Annotated in this window: 12 protein-coding genes; 9 read left to right on the top strand and 3 right to left on the bottom strand. The window is 54.3% G+C overall.

Annotated features, from left to right (window positions below; all coding sequences use genetic code 11):
• Window positions 1-1,545, top strand: a complete 1,545-nt coding sequence (ilvA, locus tag EH164_RS21635; protein WP_124971656.1) for a threonine ammonia-lyase, biosynthetic — start codon at window positions 1-3, stop codon at window positions 1,543-1,545.
• Here ilvA and ilvY read toward each other — a convergent pair.
• Window positions 1,542-2,432 (bottom strand): HTH-type transcriptional activator IlvY, encoded by an 891-nt coding sequence (ilvY, locus tag EH164_RS21630; protein ID WP_124970897.1) that lies wholly within the window; start codon window positions 2,430-2,432, stop codon window positions 1,542-1,544. The two genes, ilvA and ilvY, sit on opposite strands and share 4 nt — an antisense overlap.
• A gap of 153 nt (window positions 2,433-2,585) precedes the next feature.
• Between ilvY and ilvC the strand changes: the two genes are divergently transcribed.
• Window positions 2,586-4,061, top strand: a complete 1,476-nt coding sequence (gene ilvC / locus EH164_RS21625; RefSeq protein WP_023479616.1) for a ketol-acid reductoisomerase — start codon at window positions 2,586-2,588, stop codon at window positions 4,059-4,061.
• Between the two features lie 50 nt (window positions 4,062-4,111).
• Here the strand turns inward: ilvC and ppiC are convergent, their stop codons facing one another.
• Entirely contained in the window at window positions 4,112-4,393 is a 282-nt protein-coding gene (ppiC, locus tag EH164_RS21620; RefSeq protein WP_001140255.1) for a peptidylprolyl isomerase PpiC, read from the bottom strand.
• 145 nt (window positions 4,394-4,538) lie between these two features.
• Here ppiC and rep point away from each other — a divergent pair, with 145 nt between their 5' ends.
• The 7 genes from rep to EH164_RS21585 all read left to right on the top strand — a co-directional run bounded on the left by rep (window position 4,539) and on the right by EH164_RS21585 (window position 12,560).
• Window positions 4,539-6,560 carry a DNA helicase Rep gene (gene rep / locus EH164_RS21615; protein WP_023479546.1) on the top strand — a complete coding sequence of 674 codons (2,022 nt, stop codon included), beginning with the start codon at window positions 4,539-4,541 and terminating at the stop codon, window positions 6,558-6,560.
• A gap of 278 nt (window positions 6,561-6,838) precedes the next feature.
• Complete coding sequence (locus EH164_RS21610; RefSeq protein ID WP_124970894.1) at window positions 6,839-7,090, top strand: phosphopantetheine-binding protein; 252 nt, start codon at window positions 6,839-6,841, stop codon at window positions 7,088-7,090.
• 1 nt (window position 7,091) lies between these two features.
• Complete coding sequence (locus EH164_RS21605; protein WP_124970891.1) at window positions 7,092-8,366, top strand: beta-ketoacyl-[acyl-carrier-protein] synthase family protein; 1,275 nt, start codon at window positions 7,092-7,094, stop codon at window positions 8,364-8,366.
• Entirely contained in the window at window positions 8,363-9,136 is a 774-nt protein-coding gene (locus EH164_RS21600) for a MaoC/PaaZ C-terminal domain-containing protein (RefSeq protein WP_124970888.1), read from the top strand. The genes EH164_RS21605 and EH164_RS21600 overlap by 4 nt, the downstream gene beginning before the upstream one ends.
• A 12-nt stretch (window positions 9,137-9,148) precedes the next feature.
• A complete protein-coding gene (gene fabG, locus EH164_RS21595; protein ID WP_124970885.1) occupies window positions 9,149-9,889 on the top strand; it encodes a 3-oxoacyl-ACP reductase FabG in 741 nt (246 codons plus the stop codon).
• Between the two features lie 30 nt (window positions 9,890-9,919).
• The gene (locus EH164_RS21590; RefSeq protein ID WP_124970882.1) at window positions 9,920-10,870 is read left to right on the top strand and encodes a hypothetical protein; all 951 of its coding nucleotides are present in this window, start codon (window positions 9,920-9,922) and stop codon (window positions 10,868-10,870) included.
• 61 nt (window positions 10,871-10,931) lie between these two features.
• The gene (locus EH164_RS21585; RefSeq protein ID WP_164483635.1) at window positions 10,932-12,560 is read left to right on the top strand and encodes a class I SAM-dependent methyltransferase family protein; all 1,629 of its coding nucleotides are present in this window, start codon (window positions 10,932-10,934) and stop codon (window positions 12,558-12,560) included.
• Window positions 12,561-12,611: 51 nt separating this feature from the next.
• Here the strand turns inward: EH164_RS21585 and ppx are convergent, their stop codons facing one another.
• The gene (gene ppx, locus EH164_RS21580) at window positions 12,612-14,096 is read right to left on the bottom strand and encodes an exopolyphosphatase (protein ID WP_124970877.1); all 1,485 of its coding nucleotides are present in this window, start codon (window positions 14,094-14,096) and stop codon (window positions 12,612-12,614) included.

Below are 14,096 nucleotides of genomic sequence, written 5' to 3'. Positions count from 1 at the left end.
ATGGCCGACGCCCAACCCCTCTCTGCCGCCCCCGAAGGGGCGGAGTATCTGCGCGCCGTGCTGCGCGCGCCGGTCTATGAAGTGGCTCAAGTAACGCCGCTGCAGAAGATGGAGAAGATCTCTGCCCGGCTGGATAACGTTGTGCTGGTGAAGCGGGAAGACCGCCAGCCGGTGCACAGCTTTAAGCTGCGCGGGGCCTACGCGATGATCGCCGGCCTGAGCGCAGAACAGAAAGCCCACGGCGTGATCACCGCCTCGGCGGGCAATCATGCCCAGGGTGTAGCGCTATCATCCACGCGGCTCGGCATCAAATCGCTGATCGTTATGCCGGTTGCGACGGCGGATATCAAAGTTGACGCAGTGCGCGCGTTTGGCGGCGAAGTGCTGCTCCACGGCGCAAACTTTGACGAAGCGAAGGCCAAAGCGATTACCCTCTCGCAGCAGCAGGGTTACACCTTTGTGCCGCCGTTCGATCACCCAATGGTGATTGCCGGCCAGGGTACGCTGGCGCTGGAGCTGTTGCAGCAGGATGCGCATATCGATCGCATCTTTGTGCCGGTCGGTGGCGGCGGGCTGGCGGCGGGCGTCGCGGTGTTGATTAAACAGCTGATGCCGCAAATCAAAGTGATTGCTGTAGAAGCGGAAGATTCCGCCTGCCTGAAAGCGGCACTGGACGCCGGTTATCCTGTCGACCTGCCGCGCGTGGGTCTGTTTGCCGAAGGCGTGGCGGTAAAACGCATTGGTGATGAGACCTTCCGGCTCTGCCAGTCCTACCTTGATGACATCATCACCGTCGATAGCGATGCCATCTGTGCGGCAATGAAAGATCTGTTTGAAGATGTCCGCGCGGTAGCGGAACCCTCAGGCGCGCTGGCGCTGGCGGGGATGAAAAAGTATATCGCCAAACATAACATTCGCGGCGAGCGACTTGCGCATGTGCTCTCCGGCGCGAACGTCAACTTCCACGGCCTGCGCTATGTCTCCGAGCGCTGCGAGCTGGGCGAACAGCGCGAAGCATTGCTGGCGGTCACCATTCCGGAGGAGAAGGGCAGCTTCCTCAAATTCTGCCAGCTGCTGGGCGGGCGCTCAGTGACGGAATTTAACTACCGCTTCGCGGATGCGAAAGATGCCTGCATTTTTGTCGGCGTGCGGCTGAGCCGCGGGCTGGAAGAGCGCAAAGAGATCCTCGATCTGCTCCATGAAGGCGGCTACAGCGTGGTGGATCTCTCCGATGATGAGATGGCGAAGCTGCACGTGCGCTATATGGTGGGCGGTCGCCCGTCCAAGCCGTTGCAGGAGCGTCTTTACAGCTTCGAATTCCCGGAGTCGCCGGGCGCGCTGCTGAAATTCCTGCATACGCTGGGCACCCACTGGAATATCTCGCTGTTCCACTACCGCAGCCACGGCACCGATTACGGGCGCGTGCTGGCGGCGTTTGAGCTGGGCGAGCATGAGCCGGATTTCGAAACCCGGCTTAATGAGCTGGGCTATGAGTGTCACGATGAGACCCATAACCCGGCGTTTCGCTTCTTCCTCGCCGGTTAATGGCCCGGCAGGATCTGCCAGAACGCGTTAATAAGCGGCTCATGCAGCCGCTTTTTTTGTGCGCAGACGCCAAGCTCGAAAGGCGTTTTTTCATCGCTACGCTCAAGGATCATCACGCGGTTGCGCACCGGTTCAGGGCTATTCTCCAGCACCACTTCCGGGATTAACGCCACGCCACAGCCCAGCGCAACCATCGAAACCATCGCTTCATGACCGCCGACGGTGGCATAAATCGACGGATTGCTGATTTTATGGCGGCGGAACCAGAGCTCAATACGGCGGCGCACCGGTCCCTGATCGGGCAGAATAAACGGTACCGTCGACCAGTCCGGATCGGGCTGCGAGACCTGGTTGCGTACCGGGCAGGGCAGCGCCGGGGCAATCAGCACGACCGTGAGATTCTCCAGCATCGAAAAGGCCACGGCACCTGGCAGCGTCTCCGGCTTGCCGGCAATCGCCAGATCCGCTTCGCCGGTTACCACTTTTTCCATCGCATCGGCGGCATCGCCGGTAGAGAGCTTAATCTCCACCGACGGGTGTTCCGCGCGAAAGCGATCGAGTATCGGTGGTAAATGGCTGTACGCCGCGGTCACAGAACAGAAGAGATGCAGTTCGCCGGAAAGCGAAGGGCCTTGCTGATCGAGCGTGTGCCGCAGCTGCTGATACTGCAATAACGTCTGCTGGGCGAAAACCCGCAGCTCTTCGCCCGCTTCGGTCAGCGTGACGGTGCGGTTATCACGCACAAAGAGCGGTTGGCCGAGATCCTCTTCCAGCCGCTGGATCTGGCGCGAAAGTGTTGAGGGGCTGACATGCATGGCGCGCGCGCTGCGGCCAAAATGGCGGCTCTCGGCCAGGTGCAGAAACATTTTCAGATCGCGTAAATCCATGAGACCCGCTCCACAAAATTACATTGCAAAAATTGCAATGTCACATTGTTAATATATCAATTTAAGCAACGCATTTCCTGACATATAGTGGGTTCAACCTCGCGCAACAGCGAATCGAACAATAAGCACGACACAACATCTACGGAGTACACCATGGCTAACTACTTTAATACACTGAACCTGCGCCAGCAGCTGGCGCAGCTGGGCAAATGTCGCTTTATGACGCGTGAAGAATTTGCTGATGGCGCAAGCTACCTTCAGGGTAAAAAAGTGGTCATCGTCGGCTGTGGCGCACAGGGTCTCAACCAGGGGCTGAATATGCGTGACTCCGGTCTGGATATCGCTTACGCCCTGCGTGCGGAAGCGATCGCCGAGAAGCGCGCCTCCTGGCGTAAAGCGACTGAAAACGGTTTTAAAGTTGGCACTTACGAAGAGCTGATCCCGCAGGCGGATCTGGTGGTAAACCTGACGCCGGACAAACAGCACTCTGACGTTGTGCGTACGGTTCAGCCGCTGATGAAAGATGGCGCGGCGCTTGGTTACTCTCACGGTTTCAACATCGTCGAAGTGGGCGAGCAGATCCGTAAAGATATCACCGTGGTGATGGTGGCGCCGAAGTGTCCAGGTACCGAAGTGCGCGAAGAGTATAAGCGTGGTTTCGGCGTGCCGACGCTGATTGCGGTTCACCCGGAAAACGATCCGAAAGGCGAAGGCATGGCGATTGCCAAAGCCTGGGCCGCAGCGACTGGCGGTCATCGCGCTGGCGTGCTGGAATCCTCCTTCGTTGCCGAAGTGAAATCTGACCTGATGGGCGAGCAAACCATCCTCTGCGGCATGCTGCAGGCGGGTTCGCTGCTCTGCTTTGACAAGCTGGTGGCTGAAGGTACCGATCCGGCCTATGCGGAAAAACTGATCCAGTTCGGCTGGGAGACCATTACCGAAGCGCTGAAGCAGGGCGGTATCACGCTGATGATGGACCGCCTCTCCAACCCGGCGAAACTGCGTGCTTACGCGCTCTCCGAGCAGCTGAAAGGCATTATGGCGCCGCTGTTCCAGAAGCATATGGATGACATCATCTCCGGCGAATTCTCCTCCGGCATGATGGCTGACTGGGCGAACGACGATAAGAAACTGCTGACCTGGCGTGAAGAGACCGGTAAAACCGCGTTTGAAACCGCGCCGCAGTATGAAGGCAAAATCAGCGAGCAGGAGTACTTCGACAAAGGCGTACTGATGATCGCGATGGTGAAAGCGGGCGTTGAGCTGGCATTCGAAACCATGGTCGCTTCCGGCATCATCGAAGAGTCGGCGTACTACGAATCTCTGCACGAACTGCCGCTGATCGCCAATACCATCGCGCGTAAGCGTCTGTACGAAATGAACGTGGTGATCTCCGATACCGCCGAGTACGGTAACTATCTCTTCTCATACGCCTGTGTGCCGCTGCTGAAAGAGTTTATGACCACGCTGCAGACCGGCGACCTGGGCAAAGCGATTGCTGAAGGTGCGGTTGATAACGCGCAGCTGCGCGATGTGAACGAAGCGATTCGCAGCCATGAGATTGAGAAAGTGGGTCACAAACTGCGTGGGTATATGAAAGATATGAAGCGTATCGCCGTCGCAGGTTGATTTTCGCAGAACAGGAACAGAAGCCCGGTAAATGCTACCGGGCTTTTTTATTAGTTGCGGTACAGCACTTTGATGATGTGGTAACCGAACTGGGTGTGCAGCGGGCCGGTTGGCTCCAGCACCGGGCAGGAGAAGACCACTTTATCGAACGCCGGAACCATCTGGCCCTGGCGGAATTCACCTAAGTGACCGCCCTTTTTGCCTGACGGGCAGATAGAGTGTTTTTTCGCCAGCTTCTCGAAATCGCCGCCGTTTTTGATCTGCTCCAGCAGGTCCAGCGCCAGTTTCTCTTCTTTAACAAGGATATGCAGTGCTGCTGCAGTTTTTGCCATGATCGTGCCTTGAGTGAGGTTATTGAGGCTGGCTATACTACCACGCCTTTATACACTTCGGCCTTCAGCCTGCCTCTTTGTTGGCCCGTCGTCGCCTTGCCGAATCGGTATATTTTCCCTGACTTTTATTGAGTGATGTTTCTTTATGCGTTTAAACCCCGGACAACAACAAGCCGTCGAATTTGTCACCGGACCTTGCCTGGTGCTTGCAGGCGCGGGATCCGGTAAAACACGCGTGATCACCAATAAGATCGCCCACCTGATCCGCGGCTGTGGCTATCAGGCGAAGCATATTGCCGCCGTCACCTTTACCAACAAAGCGGCGCGCGAAATGAAAGAGCGCGTGGCGCAGACGTTGGGTCGCAAAGAGGCGCGCGGCTTGATGATCTCAACCTTCCATACGCTGGGCCTGACCATCATCAAGCGTGAATATGCTGCGCTTGGCATGAAAGCCAACTTCTCGCTGTTTGACGACACCGATCAGGTGGCGCTGCTCAAAGATCTTACCGAAGGGGTGATCGATGACGATAAGGTCGTGCTGCAACAGCTGATCTCGACGATCTCCAACTGGAAAAACGATCTGCTGACGCCGCAGCAGGCTGCCGCGCAGGCGGCGGGCGAACGGGATCGCATTTTCGCGCACTGCTATGGTCTGTACGACGCGCATATGAAGGCGTGTAACGTTCTCGACTTTGACGATCTGATTTTGCTGCCGACGCTGCTATTACAGCGCAATGAAGAGGTGCGCGAGCGCTGGCAGAACAAAATCCGCTACCTGCTGGTGGATGAGTATCAGGACACCAACACCAGCCAGTATGAGCTGGTAAAACTGCTGGTGGGCCAGCGCGCGCGCTTTACGGTGGTGGGGGATGACGATCAGTCGATCTACTCCTGGCGCGGCGCGCGACCGCAAAACCTTGTTCTGCTAAGCCAGGATTTCCCTGCGTTACAGGTGGTGAAGCTGGAGCAGAACTACCGCTCTTCCGGGCGCATTCTGAAAGCGGCCAACATTCTTATTGCCAATAACCCGCACGTTTTTGAAAAGCGGCTCTTTTCGGAGCTGGGCTACGGCACCGAGTTAAAAGTCCTCAGCGCCAACCATGAAGAGCATGAGGCGGAGCGCGTGACCGGCGAGCTGATCGCCCATCACTTCATCAATAAAACGCAATATAAGGATTATGCGATCCTCTATCGCGGCAACCACCAGTCGCGCGTGTTTGAAAAATTCCTGATGCAGAACCGTATTCCTTACAAAATTTCCGGCGGCACCTCGTTCTTCTCGCGCCCGGAAATTAAGGATCTGCTCGCTTACCTGCGCGTACTTACCAATAGTGATGATGACAGCGCTTTTCTGCGCATCGTTAATACGCCGAAGCGCGAGATTGGTTCCGCGACGCTGCAAAAACTGGGCGAATGGGCGATGGTGCGCAATAAGAGCCTGTTTGCCGCCAGCTTTGACGTCGGCCTTAACCAGACGCTGACCGGGCGCGGTTATGAAGCGTTAACGCGCTTCACCCAATGGCTCGGCGAGATCCAGCGCCTGGCGGAGCGTGAACCAATCGCCGCGGTGCGCGATTTGATTCACGGTATTGATTACGAATCCTGGCTATTTGAAACCTCGCCCAGCCCGAAAGCCGCTGAAATGCGCATGAAAAACGTCAATACGCTGTTTGGCTGGATGACCGAAATGCTCGAAGGTAATGAACTGGATGAAGCGATGACGCTGGCCGAAGTGGTCACGCGCTTTACCCTGCGCGATATGATGGAGCGCGGCGAAAGCGATGATGAATCGGATCAGGTGCAGTTAATGACCCTGCATGCTTCCAAAGGCCTCGAGTTCCCCTATGTCTTTTTAGTCGGCATGGAGGAGGGGCTGCTGCCGCACCAGAGCAGTATTGATGAGGACAACGTCGATGAAGAGCGACGTCTGGCTTATGTGGGCATTACCCGTGCGCAAAAAGAGCTGATCTTTACCCTGTGCAAAGAGCGTCGCCAGTATGGCGAGCTGGTGCGCCCGGAGCCGAGCCGCTTCTTGCTGGAACTGCCGCAGGACGATCTTATTTGGGAGCAGGAGCGTAAAGTCATCAGTGCTGAAGAGCGGATGCATAAAGGCCAGGCCAACGTTGCCAATATTCGCGCCATGCTGGCAAAAGCGAAGGGCCAATAAAATAAGCGGAAGCTTCCAGATTAATTATCGGGAAGCTTCTGATTTTATTTCCTTAAATATTATTCAGAATTTTGTTTTCTATTAAAGCATATTTATTGCATGTCTAATTCTCTCCGCTATTAATCGTGACCCTCTTCGCACTCTTATTAAATGAAGAGATATATCTCGTATAATCTTTGACATTATCAAATGGCGCTTGTAGTTTAATTTATGTCACATCTCTGCTGTATATTAGTTATTTATATTTACTGTCTAAACATGTTTATAAGGATATAAATATGAGTGAAAATCTCGATCACTTTCTTCGGTCATTAATTGATAAGCTAACGGATTATGATACCGCAGAGCTTAATCACGATACCCCCATCGAAGCGCTGGAGCTGGTTAGCCTTGACTTTGTGACTATCAAAGTCGAAGCGAAAAAGGTGCTTGGCATTGATATCGATTTGAATGCATTAGCGCAGTCGCAGCCCGAAACATACGGCGATTTAATCGACTATTTGCAAAAAAACGTTCTGCGGGGGGAATAAAATGGACGCAGGTGCATATCAGGGACAACGCGTTGTTATTACAGGCTATGGTGCCATTTGCTCATTAGGCGAGAATAGCGAGCAAATATGGCAAGCGATACGCGATAAAAAAACAGGCTATGAAATATGGGATGATCCGGGAAAAGGCGTCGGCGCTAAATTCTTCGGTCGGGTTAATTCTCCCCTAAATCTCTCTCGCTTCTCGAGAAAAGTCCTTAAAAACGCCCCGCGTTTTGCCGAGTTCGGCCTGATTGCCGCGGATGAAGCCATCACCATGGCCTTTGGTAATGAGCAGGATATCTTTTCCCACTACGATCCGTGCGACTGCGGCGTCATCTTTGGTACCGGCTGGGCGGGGTTTGATTGCTCAACCATCAACTATTATGCCTATTCCGATCCCCACTCGCTGACCGCATCGGCGCATAGCTGTTTTCACTCGATGCCGAGCATTGGCACCTCACTTATCACCGTCAACTGGAAGCTCAGGGGCTATCAAAATAGCCCGGTTGCCGCCTGTGCCACGGGCAATATCGCCATCGGCGATGCCTATGAAATTATCAAAAGCGGAAAAGCGCGGATGATGATTGCTGGCGGCGGCGAGAGCCTGATGCAGCCTTTTACCGTCTGGTCTGTCGACATTCTTGGTGCCTTGTCGAAAGAGCAGCAGGATGTTGTTAAGGCCTGCTGTCCTTTCAGCCTGGACAGAAGTGGGTTCATCCTCTCCGAGGGTGCCGCGACCGTCTGTCTTGAGCGGCTGGAAGATGCGCTGGCGCGTAATGCGACTATCTATGGTGAAGTGGTGGGCTATGCGAATCACAGCGATGCTTACGTCAATCTCACCGCGCCTGCGCCGGATCTTATTGGCAGAGTAACCACCATCCAGCGGGCGATGGCGTATGCCGGGCTTGGGGTTGAGGACATTGACTATATCAATGCCCACGGTACCTCGACGCCGATGAATGATTACAACGAAACGCTGGTGCTAAAAGAGGTATTTGGCGAGCGCGCACATGCTATTCCGGTTTCCAGCACCAAATCCTATACGGGGCATCTTATTGCCGCGGCTGGCGGGGCGGAAACGATCTTCTGCCTGAAAAGTATGGCCGATCGGATGATCCCGGCGACGATAAATCTTCAGCGCCCGGACCCGAAGTGCGATCTCAACTATGTCCCTAATAACCATCTGTTTGGTCAAAAATTAGATCATGTCATCAACGTGAATTACGGCTTTGGTGGGGCAAACAGCTGCCTGGTACTGAAGAGGTTCTCCGCATGATAAGACGCTATGGCGCGCAGGATATCGAGCGGTGGGCGCAATTTTCCGGCGATCGCAATCGTGTTCACTTTGATAAAGACTTTGCGATAAAAAATGGCCTGAAAGATATTATCGTGCAGGGCATGCTCCCTTTGCTTGATGCAAAGTTACTGCTGGCGGATAGCCTCGACCAAACCTCTGTGCTCAATTTCTATATTAAAAAGCCGGTGCCGATCGATACCGATGTTCAGATGAGCATAAAGTGTGAGAGCGGGAAGAGAAGTGTCGCGGTTAAAGTGGGTGATGATCCGAATAGCTCTATTACGGCGGCGGTTTTGCCGCAAAAGCCGCCTGATCGCCCCGTATGCGCCTATCCTGCTGCAGTGAGCGAGCAAACTATCCAGACGCATCTTGAACAATTGAGACTCTGTTATCCACATATCACCCATCAATGGGTCATGTTTGATACCCTGCTATTTTCAATTTCTTTTAATCAAAGGAAAGATGTCTATTTTAAAAAGCAGGCTGAGAAAATAGCTAAATTTCATTCTTTAGAAAATATTACGACATACCATGTAGCGAATAAGATATTTATTCACCAACGGTTAATTACCGGAGGCGAATTAAGTTATTCCGATCTCAGGTATCTGATCGAAGATAAAGATATCTATATCGATCAGGACTCTGCTTACAATACCTTTACTATTCATGTGCTGGAGAATGATGAGATTATTTTCCAGTCCTCTATCGATTGTTTAACCAGGGTCTACGATCGCACGCAGGAAAGTTAAAGGATTAACAAAATGGGTAACAAGAAATGGGTTTTAGTCACGGCAGGCAGCCGTGGCATCGGGGCTGCTATTGTCAAAGAGCTGGTGCGGCAAGATTATCACGTTGTTTTCACCTACAAAAATAATAGTGCGCTTGCGGCCGTGCTAATGCATTCACTCAACGTTGATCACGAGGTTTGCTGGTGCTACCCCTGTGATGTCTCGAGCGTTGAATCGGTGAAGGCGCTCAGCGAAATATTACGTAAAAATCATGGCACCCCCTACGCCATTATTAATAATGCCGGGATTACCAAAGATGCGCTCAGTTTTACCATGAGCCTCGATGACTGGCTGGATGTAATTAATACCAACCTCAACTCGCTCTTTTATCTCAATCACTGTTTGCTTAATGAGATGTTAATGCAGAGAGATGGCTGCATTGTCAATATTAATTCGGTTGCTGGCTTACGCGGCAATATCGGCCAGGCGAACTATTCAGCATCAAAATCCGCGCAGTATGGCTTTACCAAAACGCTGGCCCGGGAAGTGGGGAATTTTAATATTCGCGTGAACTGCATCGCGCCCGGCCCGGTGAAGACCGACATGCTTTCGGCGCTCCCGGAAAAAGCCGTTTCGCAGCTTGTCAAAATGACCCCGCTCAGAAAGCTGGGTCAGCCCGAAGATGTGGCGCTCATGGTTGCTTTTCTGCTCGGTAGAGGCGGGAAACATATTACCGGACAGACCTTTGTTATCGACGGCGGCTTGTCCATTTGATCAGGACGTTCAAATGAAGAGGAAAAGAGTATGGATCTTAAATTAAGAGCGGTACCGCAAGAAGTGTATGGCGTGATGGAGTTGAATGATAATTTTAATTTTCTGTGGAACCCCGACCCCGTCTCTTCGCTTATTGGTCTTGGCACATCCTATGTGCTGGAGTTTTTCGAATTCTACGGAGAGCGCATTGGTGATTACTACGATGAGTTTATTCCGGAGTCGCCGCAAAAAGATGAGCGCTTCGCCCTGTTTGTGACGCAGGAAAAAAGGCACGCGGCGGCACACCGAAAACTCAATAACTTTATTACCAAGAGCATCGCTCCGCCGGTCCGGGAGAAGTTCCATCCCCGCGTTTATGATTTTCTCTACGGTGCTTATAAAGAGATGGCCGAGCCGATTATCGGCGGCATCGAGCGCGATAAGGCAAACGGCAAAAAAGCCGATGGAGCCTTTTTCAAAGAGGCGGTACGCAGTATCGCGATATTTGAAAGCCAGGTGTGCATGACCGGGCTCTCCTTCTTTGAAAACCTGTTTGAAAACGGCCGCTTTGAACTGGTGAGTAATCTCTCTGGCAACCTCGGCGTACTCTATTTACTGGGCTATCACTACACCGAAGAGATGGAGCACTGCTGCGTTTCGATCGAAGCGTTCGAAACCATTTATCAGGAGAAAGTCTGGACCCACGCCTTAGTCGATCAACATATCCACAGCCGCAACCTGCTTGCCAGCCAGGTTCTGCTTTCGACCCTGCATGTCGCCAGAATGCTTAACCAGCAACTCACCGTTGAGCAGATCACTAACAGCGTGGCCTACCAGTATCGTGAGCAGATGGCGAAGAAATACATTGTTGAAGGATTCAATGCCAGAGAGCCGGAGATCCTGGCTCGCCGTAAATCGCTGGTCGAACGCTGGGACAACGAGTGGGAACCGCGTTTGTTAGAGAAGATCGCGCAGCGTATTCGCGCAGGTGCCCGAGGGTAACGTTCTACTCTCGCTGATGCCTGACGCGCGTTGGGCATCAGCGTTAACATGCGGAAGAGTAATGATGACGCAGACCAGCCAGATGCAGCACTTTGTCAGCCATGACAATCAGCAAATACCTTACCAGCTCTTTCCGGCGCGCTCGCAAAATGGACCTGCGGCGGCCATCGTGCTGTTGTATCACAACGTGGATCTCAAAGAGAAAATAGCCGCGCTCGGGTTGCCGGAGTGTACCTTTTTCGCTGTCGATTGTGCACCCGGCAAGCTTGACGCAGAGACGACCGATGGCTCATCGGCGCTCTCGCTACAAAGTTATTATTTTCAGCAGTTTATTGAGCATATAACCGCGCAGCACGGGCTGCGAACGCAGGATATTGCCCTGGTTGCGCACCGGGAGTGCGCCGTGATTATTGCCGCCTGGATGGTCGATTATGCCCCGGACATCCGCTCCGTCACGCTCTTCTCACCGCGCTTTTTGCTGAGAAAACGCGATCTCTTATTCGAACTGCTTACAAAGCCAAAGGCATGGAACACGCTGCGCGATCTGCACTATACCAGCCAACGTATTTTTCGCAGCTTGTTTGCCTGGCCGACGCCGACGCAGCTTGTGCTCACGCAAAGCGATCGCAGAGCCGCTGCGGGTACGCTGATGACCTTTTACGCTAACCTCGGTAGCAGCACAAAAACGGTGTTAATGATGCCGGATAGCGGCTTCGGCTGCCCAGGACAGCTATGGGATAAGAGCGTACTGGCCCAGACACGCACCTTTTTGCGGCTGCACTTCTCTCAGCATCACCCGGTGCCTTCGCTATTTGATTCCTGGCAGCAGGGCGCAACATGGGAGGAGTATGAGAGGTTACGTATGCCGGAAAAAAGTCTGTTACGGCGCGGCTACTGGAGGCTGGCGAATCTTGCGCTGCGCGCCATGGGGCACTTCTCATCGGGGATTCGGCTAGGGCTGGAAACCGGCTTCGACTCCGGCGCTTCGCTGGAGTATGTCTACCAAAATCAACCGACGGGTAAAGGCGCTGCGGGCAGAGCAGTTGACCGCTACTACCTCAATACGCTTGGCTGGCGCTGTACGCGACAGCGCAAACAACATCTTGAAGCGCTGATCGCGATGGCAGCATCGCTGCTTGCGCAGCAGGGTCAGACGGTGCGCCTGTTGGATATCGCTGCCGGCAAGGGGCGCTATATTCTCGATGCGATCGAAAACATTGAGCCTCCGGTAGAACATCTTCTGCTGCGCGATTTTGATGCTGCCAACGTGGAGGAGGGGAACCGTCTCCTGCTACAGCGAGAGTTAAATGAACGCGCGCGCTTCGAGCAGGGCGATGCTTTTTCGCCTGCCGATCTTACGACCTTGCCTGCCGATCGTACTTTGGCGGTGGTGTCAGGGCTCTATGAACTCTTCAGCGACAACAACCTGGTGCTGGCATCGCTCAATGGCCTCGCTAACGCGGTGAAGAAAGGGGGGTATCTGGTTTATACGACCAAGCTGTGGAACCCAAAACTGGCGCTGATGGCGCGCGTATTGCCCAGCCACCAAAAAGGGGCGTTTTGGTTACTGCGTCGGCGCTCCCAGCGCGAGATCGATCAGATGGTGAAGCGTGCCGGTTTTGTCAAAGTAACTCAGCGGGTAGATGGCTGGGGATTGTTCAGCGTTACGCTGGCAAAAAAGGTGAGGTAGGGTAATCGATTTATCGCCGCGAAAGGGCTTCGCGGCGATAGATTCAGGCTCTTAGCGAATAATCAGCGCCCAGTGAACGTAGCTTTGCCACTGGCTCTCCTGATCGATCAGTTCTGCGCCCAGCGGATGGCTCGCCAGCCAGCCCGGCGGCAGCGCCAGCGTGAGCTGTTCACCCTGCGCGGTGACGGAGATTTCCGGCAGCAAATCATCACGACGACGGCTGGCGAAAATAATCGCCAGCCGCAGCAAGCGGCAGAGATGCTCCGCCACGCGCGGCGGAACAGCGTTTTGCTGGTGCAAAGAGGAGAGATCGACCGCATTGGTCTGGTTAAGCAGCAGCGTGGCGAGCAGCTTTTTCTGCGCGGGGGTAAAGCCCGGCAAATCGAGGTTACGCACCAGCCAGGCGGCATGAAGCGGTGCCTGCTTAAACTCAATGCTTAAGCCGATTTCGTGCAGTTCGCAGGCGACATGCAGGATTTCAGTGCTGTAAGCGTCTAAATCCCAGCTTGTCGAAACACTTTGCGCGAATCGCTCCGCCAGCATTGAGACACGTCTCGATTGATCGATATCCACCATAAACCGGCGCTGAATGTTGCGCAGGGTACGGCTGCGAATATCCTGATCGACCGCCAGATGAAGCATGCCGTAAACCAGCCCTTCGCGCAGCGCACCGCCGGCGAGAGTCATGCTCTCAATGTTCATTTCGGTGAAAATGGCGATCAGAATGGCGAGGCCGCTGGGAAAGACCAGCGCGCGCTCAAGCGTCAGCCCTTCAATCTCCAGCTCTTCAAGCCGCCCGCACTGGATCGCGCGCTGCTTAAGCTGCTGGAGTTTGGCAAGGGTGATGCGCTCATCCATGCCCTGCGCCATCATAATCTCTTGCAGCGCCTGCACGGTGCCAGACGCGCCAACACACACTTTCCAGCCGTGGCGACGAAGCTCATCCGCGACCGGACGCAGCACTTCGCGCGCCGCCTGCTCTGCGGTGTCGAAATTCTCCTGCGCCAGATGACGATCGGTGAAATAGCGCTCGAGCCAGGTAACGCAGCCCATCGACAGGCTGAACAGCGAAGTGGTTTGTGCCCCGGTGCCGGTCACGAGTTCCGTGCTTGCGCCACCAATATCGACCACCAGACGCTGATCCGCGCCGCCGGTGGTGTGGGCAACGCCCTGGTAAATCAGACGCGCTTCTTCCTCGCCGCTGATCACCTGTACCGGACAGCCGAGGATCTCCTGCGCTTTGTCGAGAAACTCATGTGCATTGACGGCCAGACGCAGCGTGGCGGTCGCCACCACGCGGATCTGCTGTTGCGGGATATCTTGCAGGCGTTCGGAAAAGAGGCGCAGACATTGCCAGCCGCGCTCCATCGCCTCCTGAGAGAGGCGATTGTCCTGGCTCAGGCCCGCCGCCAGGCGAACTTTGCGTTTAATACGCGACAGAGTCTGGATACTGCCAGCCACCTCGCGCACAACCAGCATATGAAAACTGTTGGAACCGAGATCAATAGCTGCGTAGAGCGAGGCGGAACCGAGCAT

The sequence above is a fragment of the Kosakonia sp. CCTCC M2018092 genome (genome assembly GCF_003864115.1).
Taxonomy (GTDB): domain Bacteria; phylum Pseudomonadota; class Gammaproteobacteria; order Enterobacterales; family Enterobacteriaceae; genus Kosakonia; species Kosakonia cowanii.
Note: the sequence above shows the minus strand (reverse complement) of the source record. Positions and strands in the feature narration are given on the sequence as shown.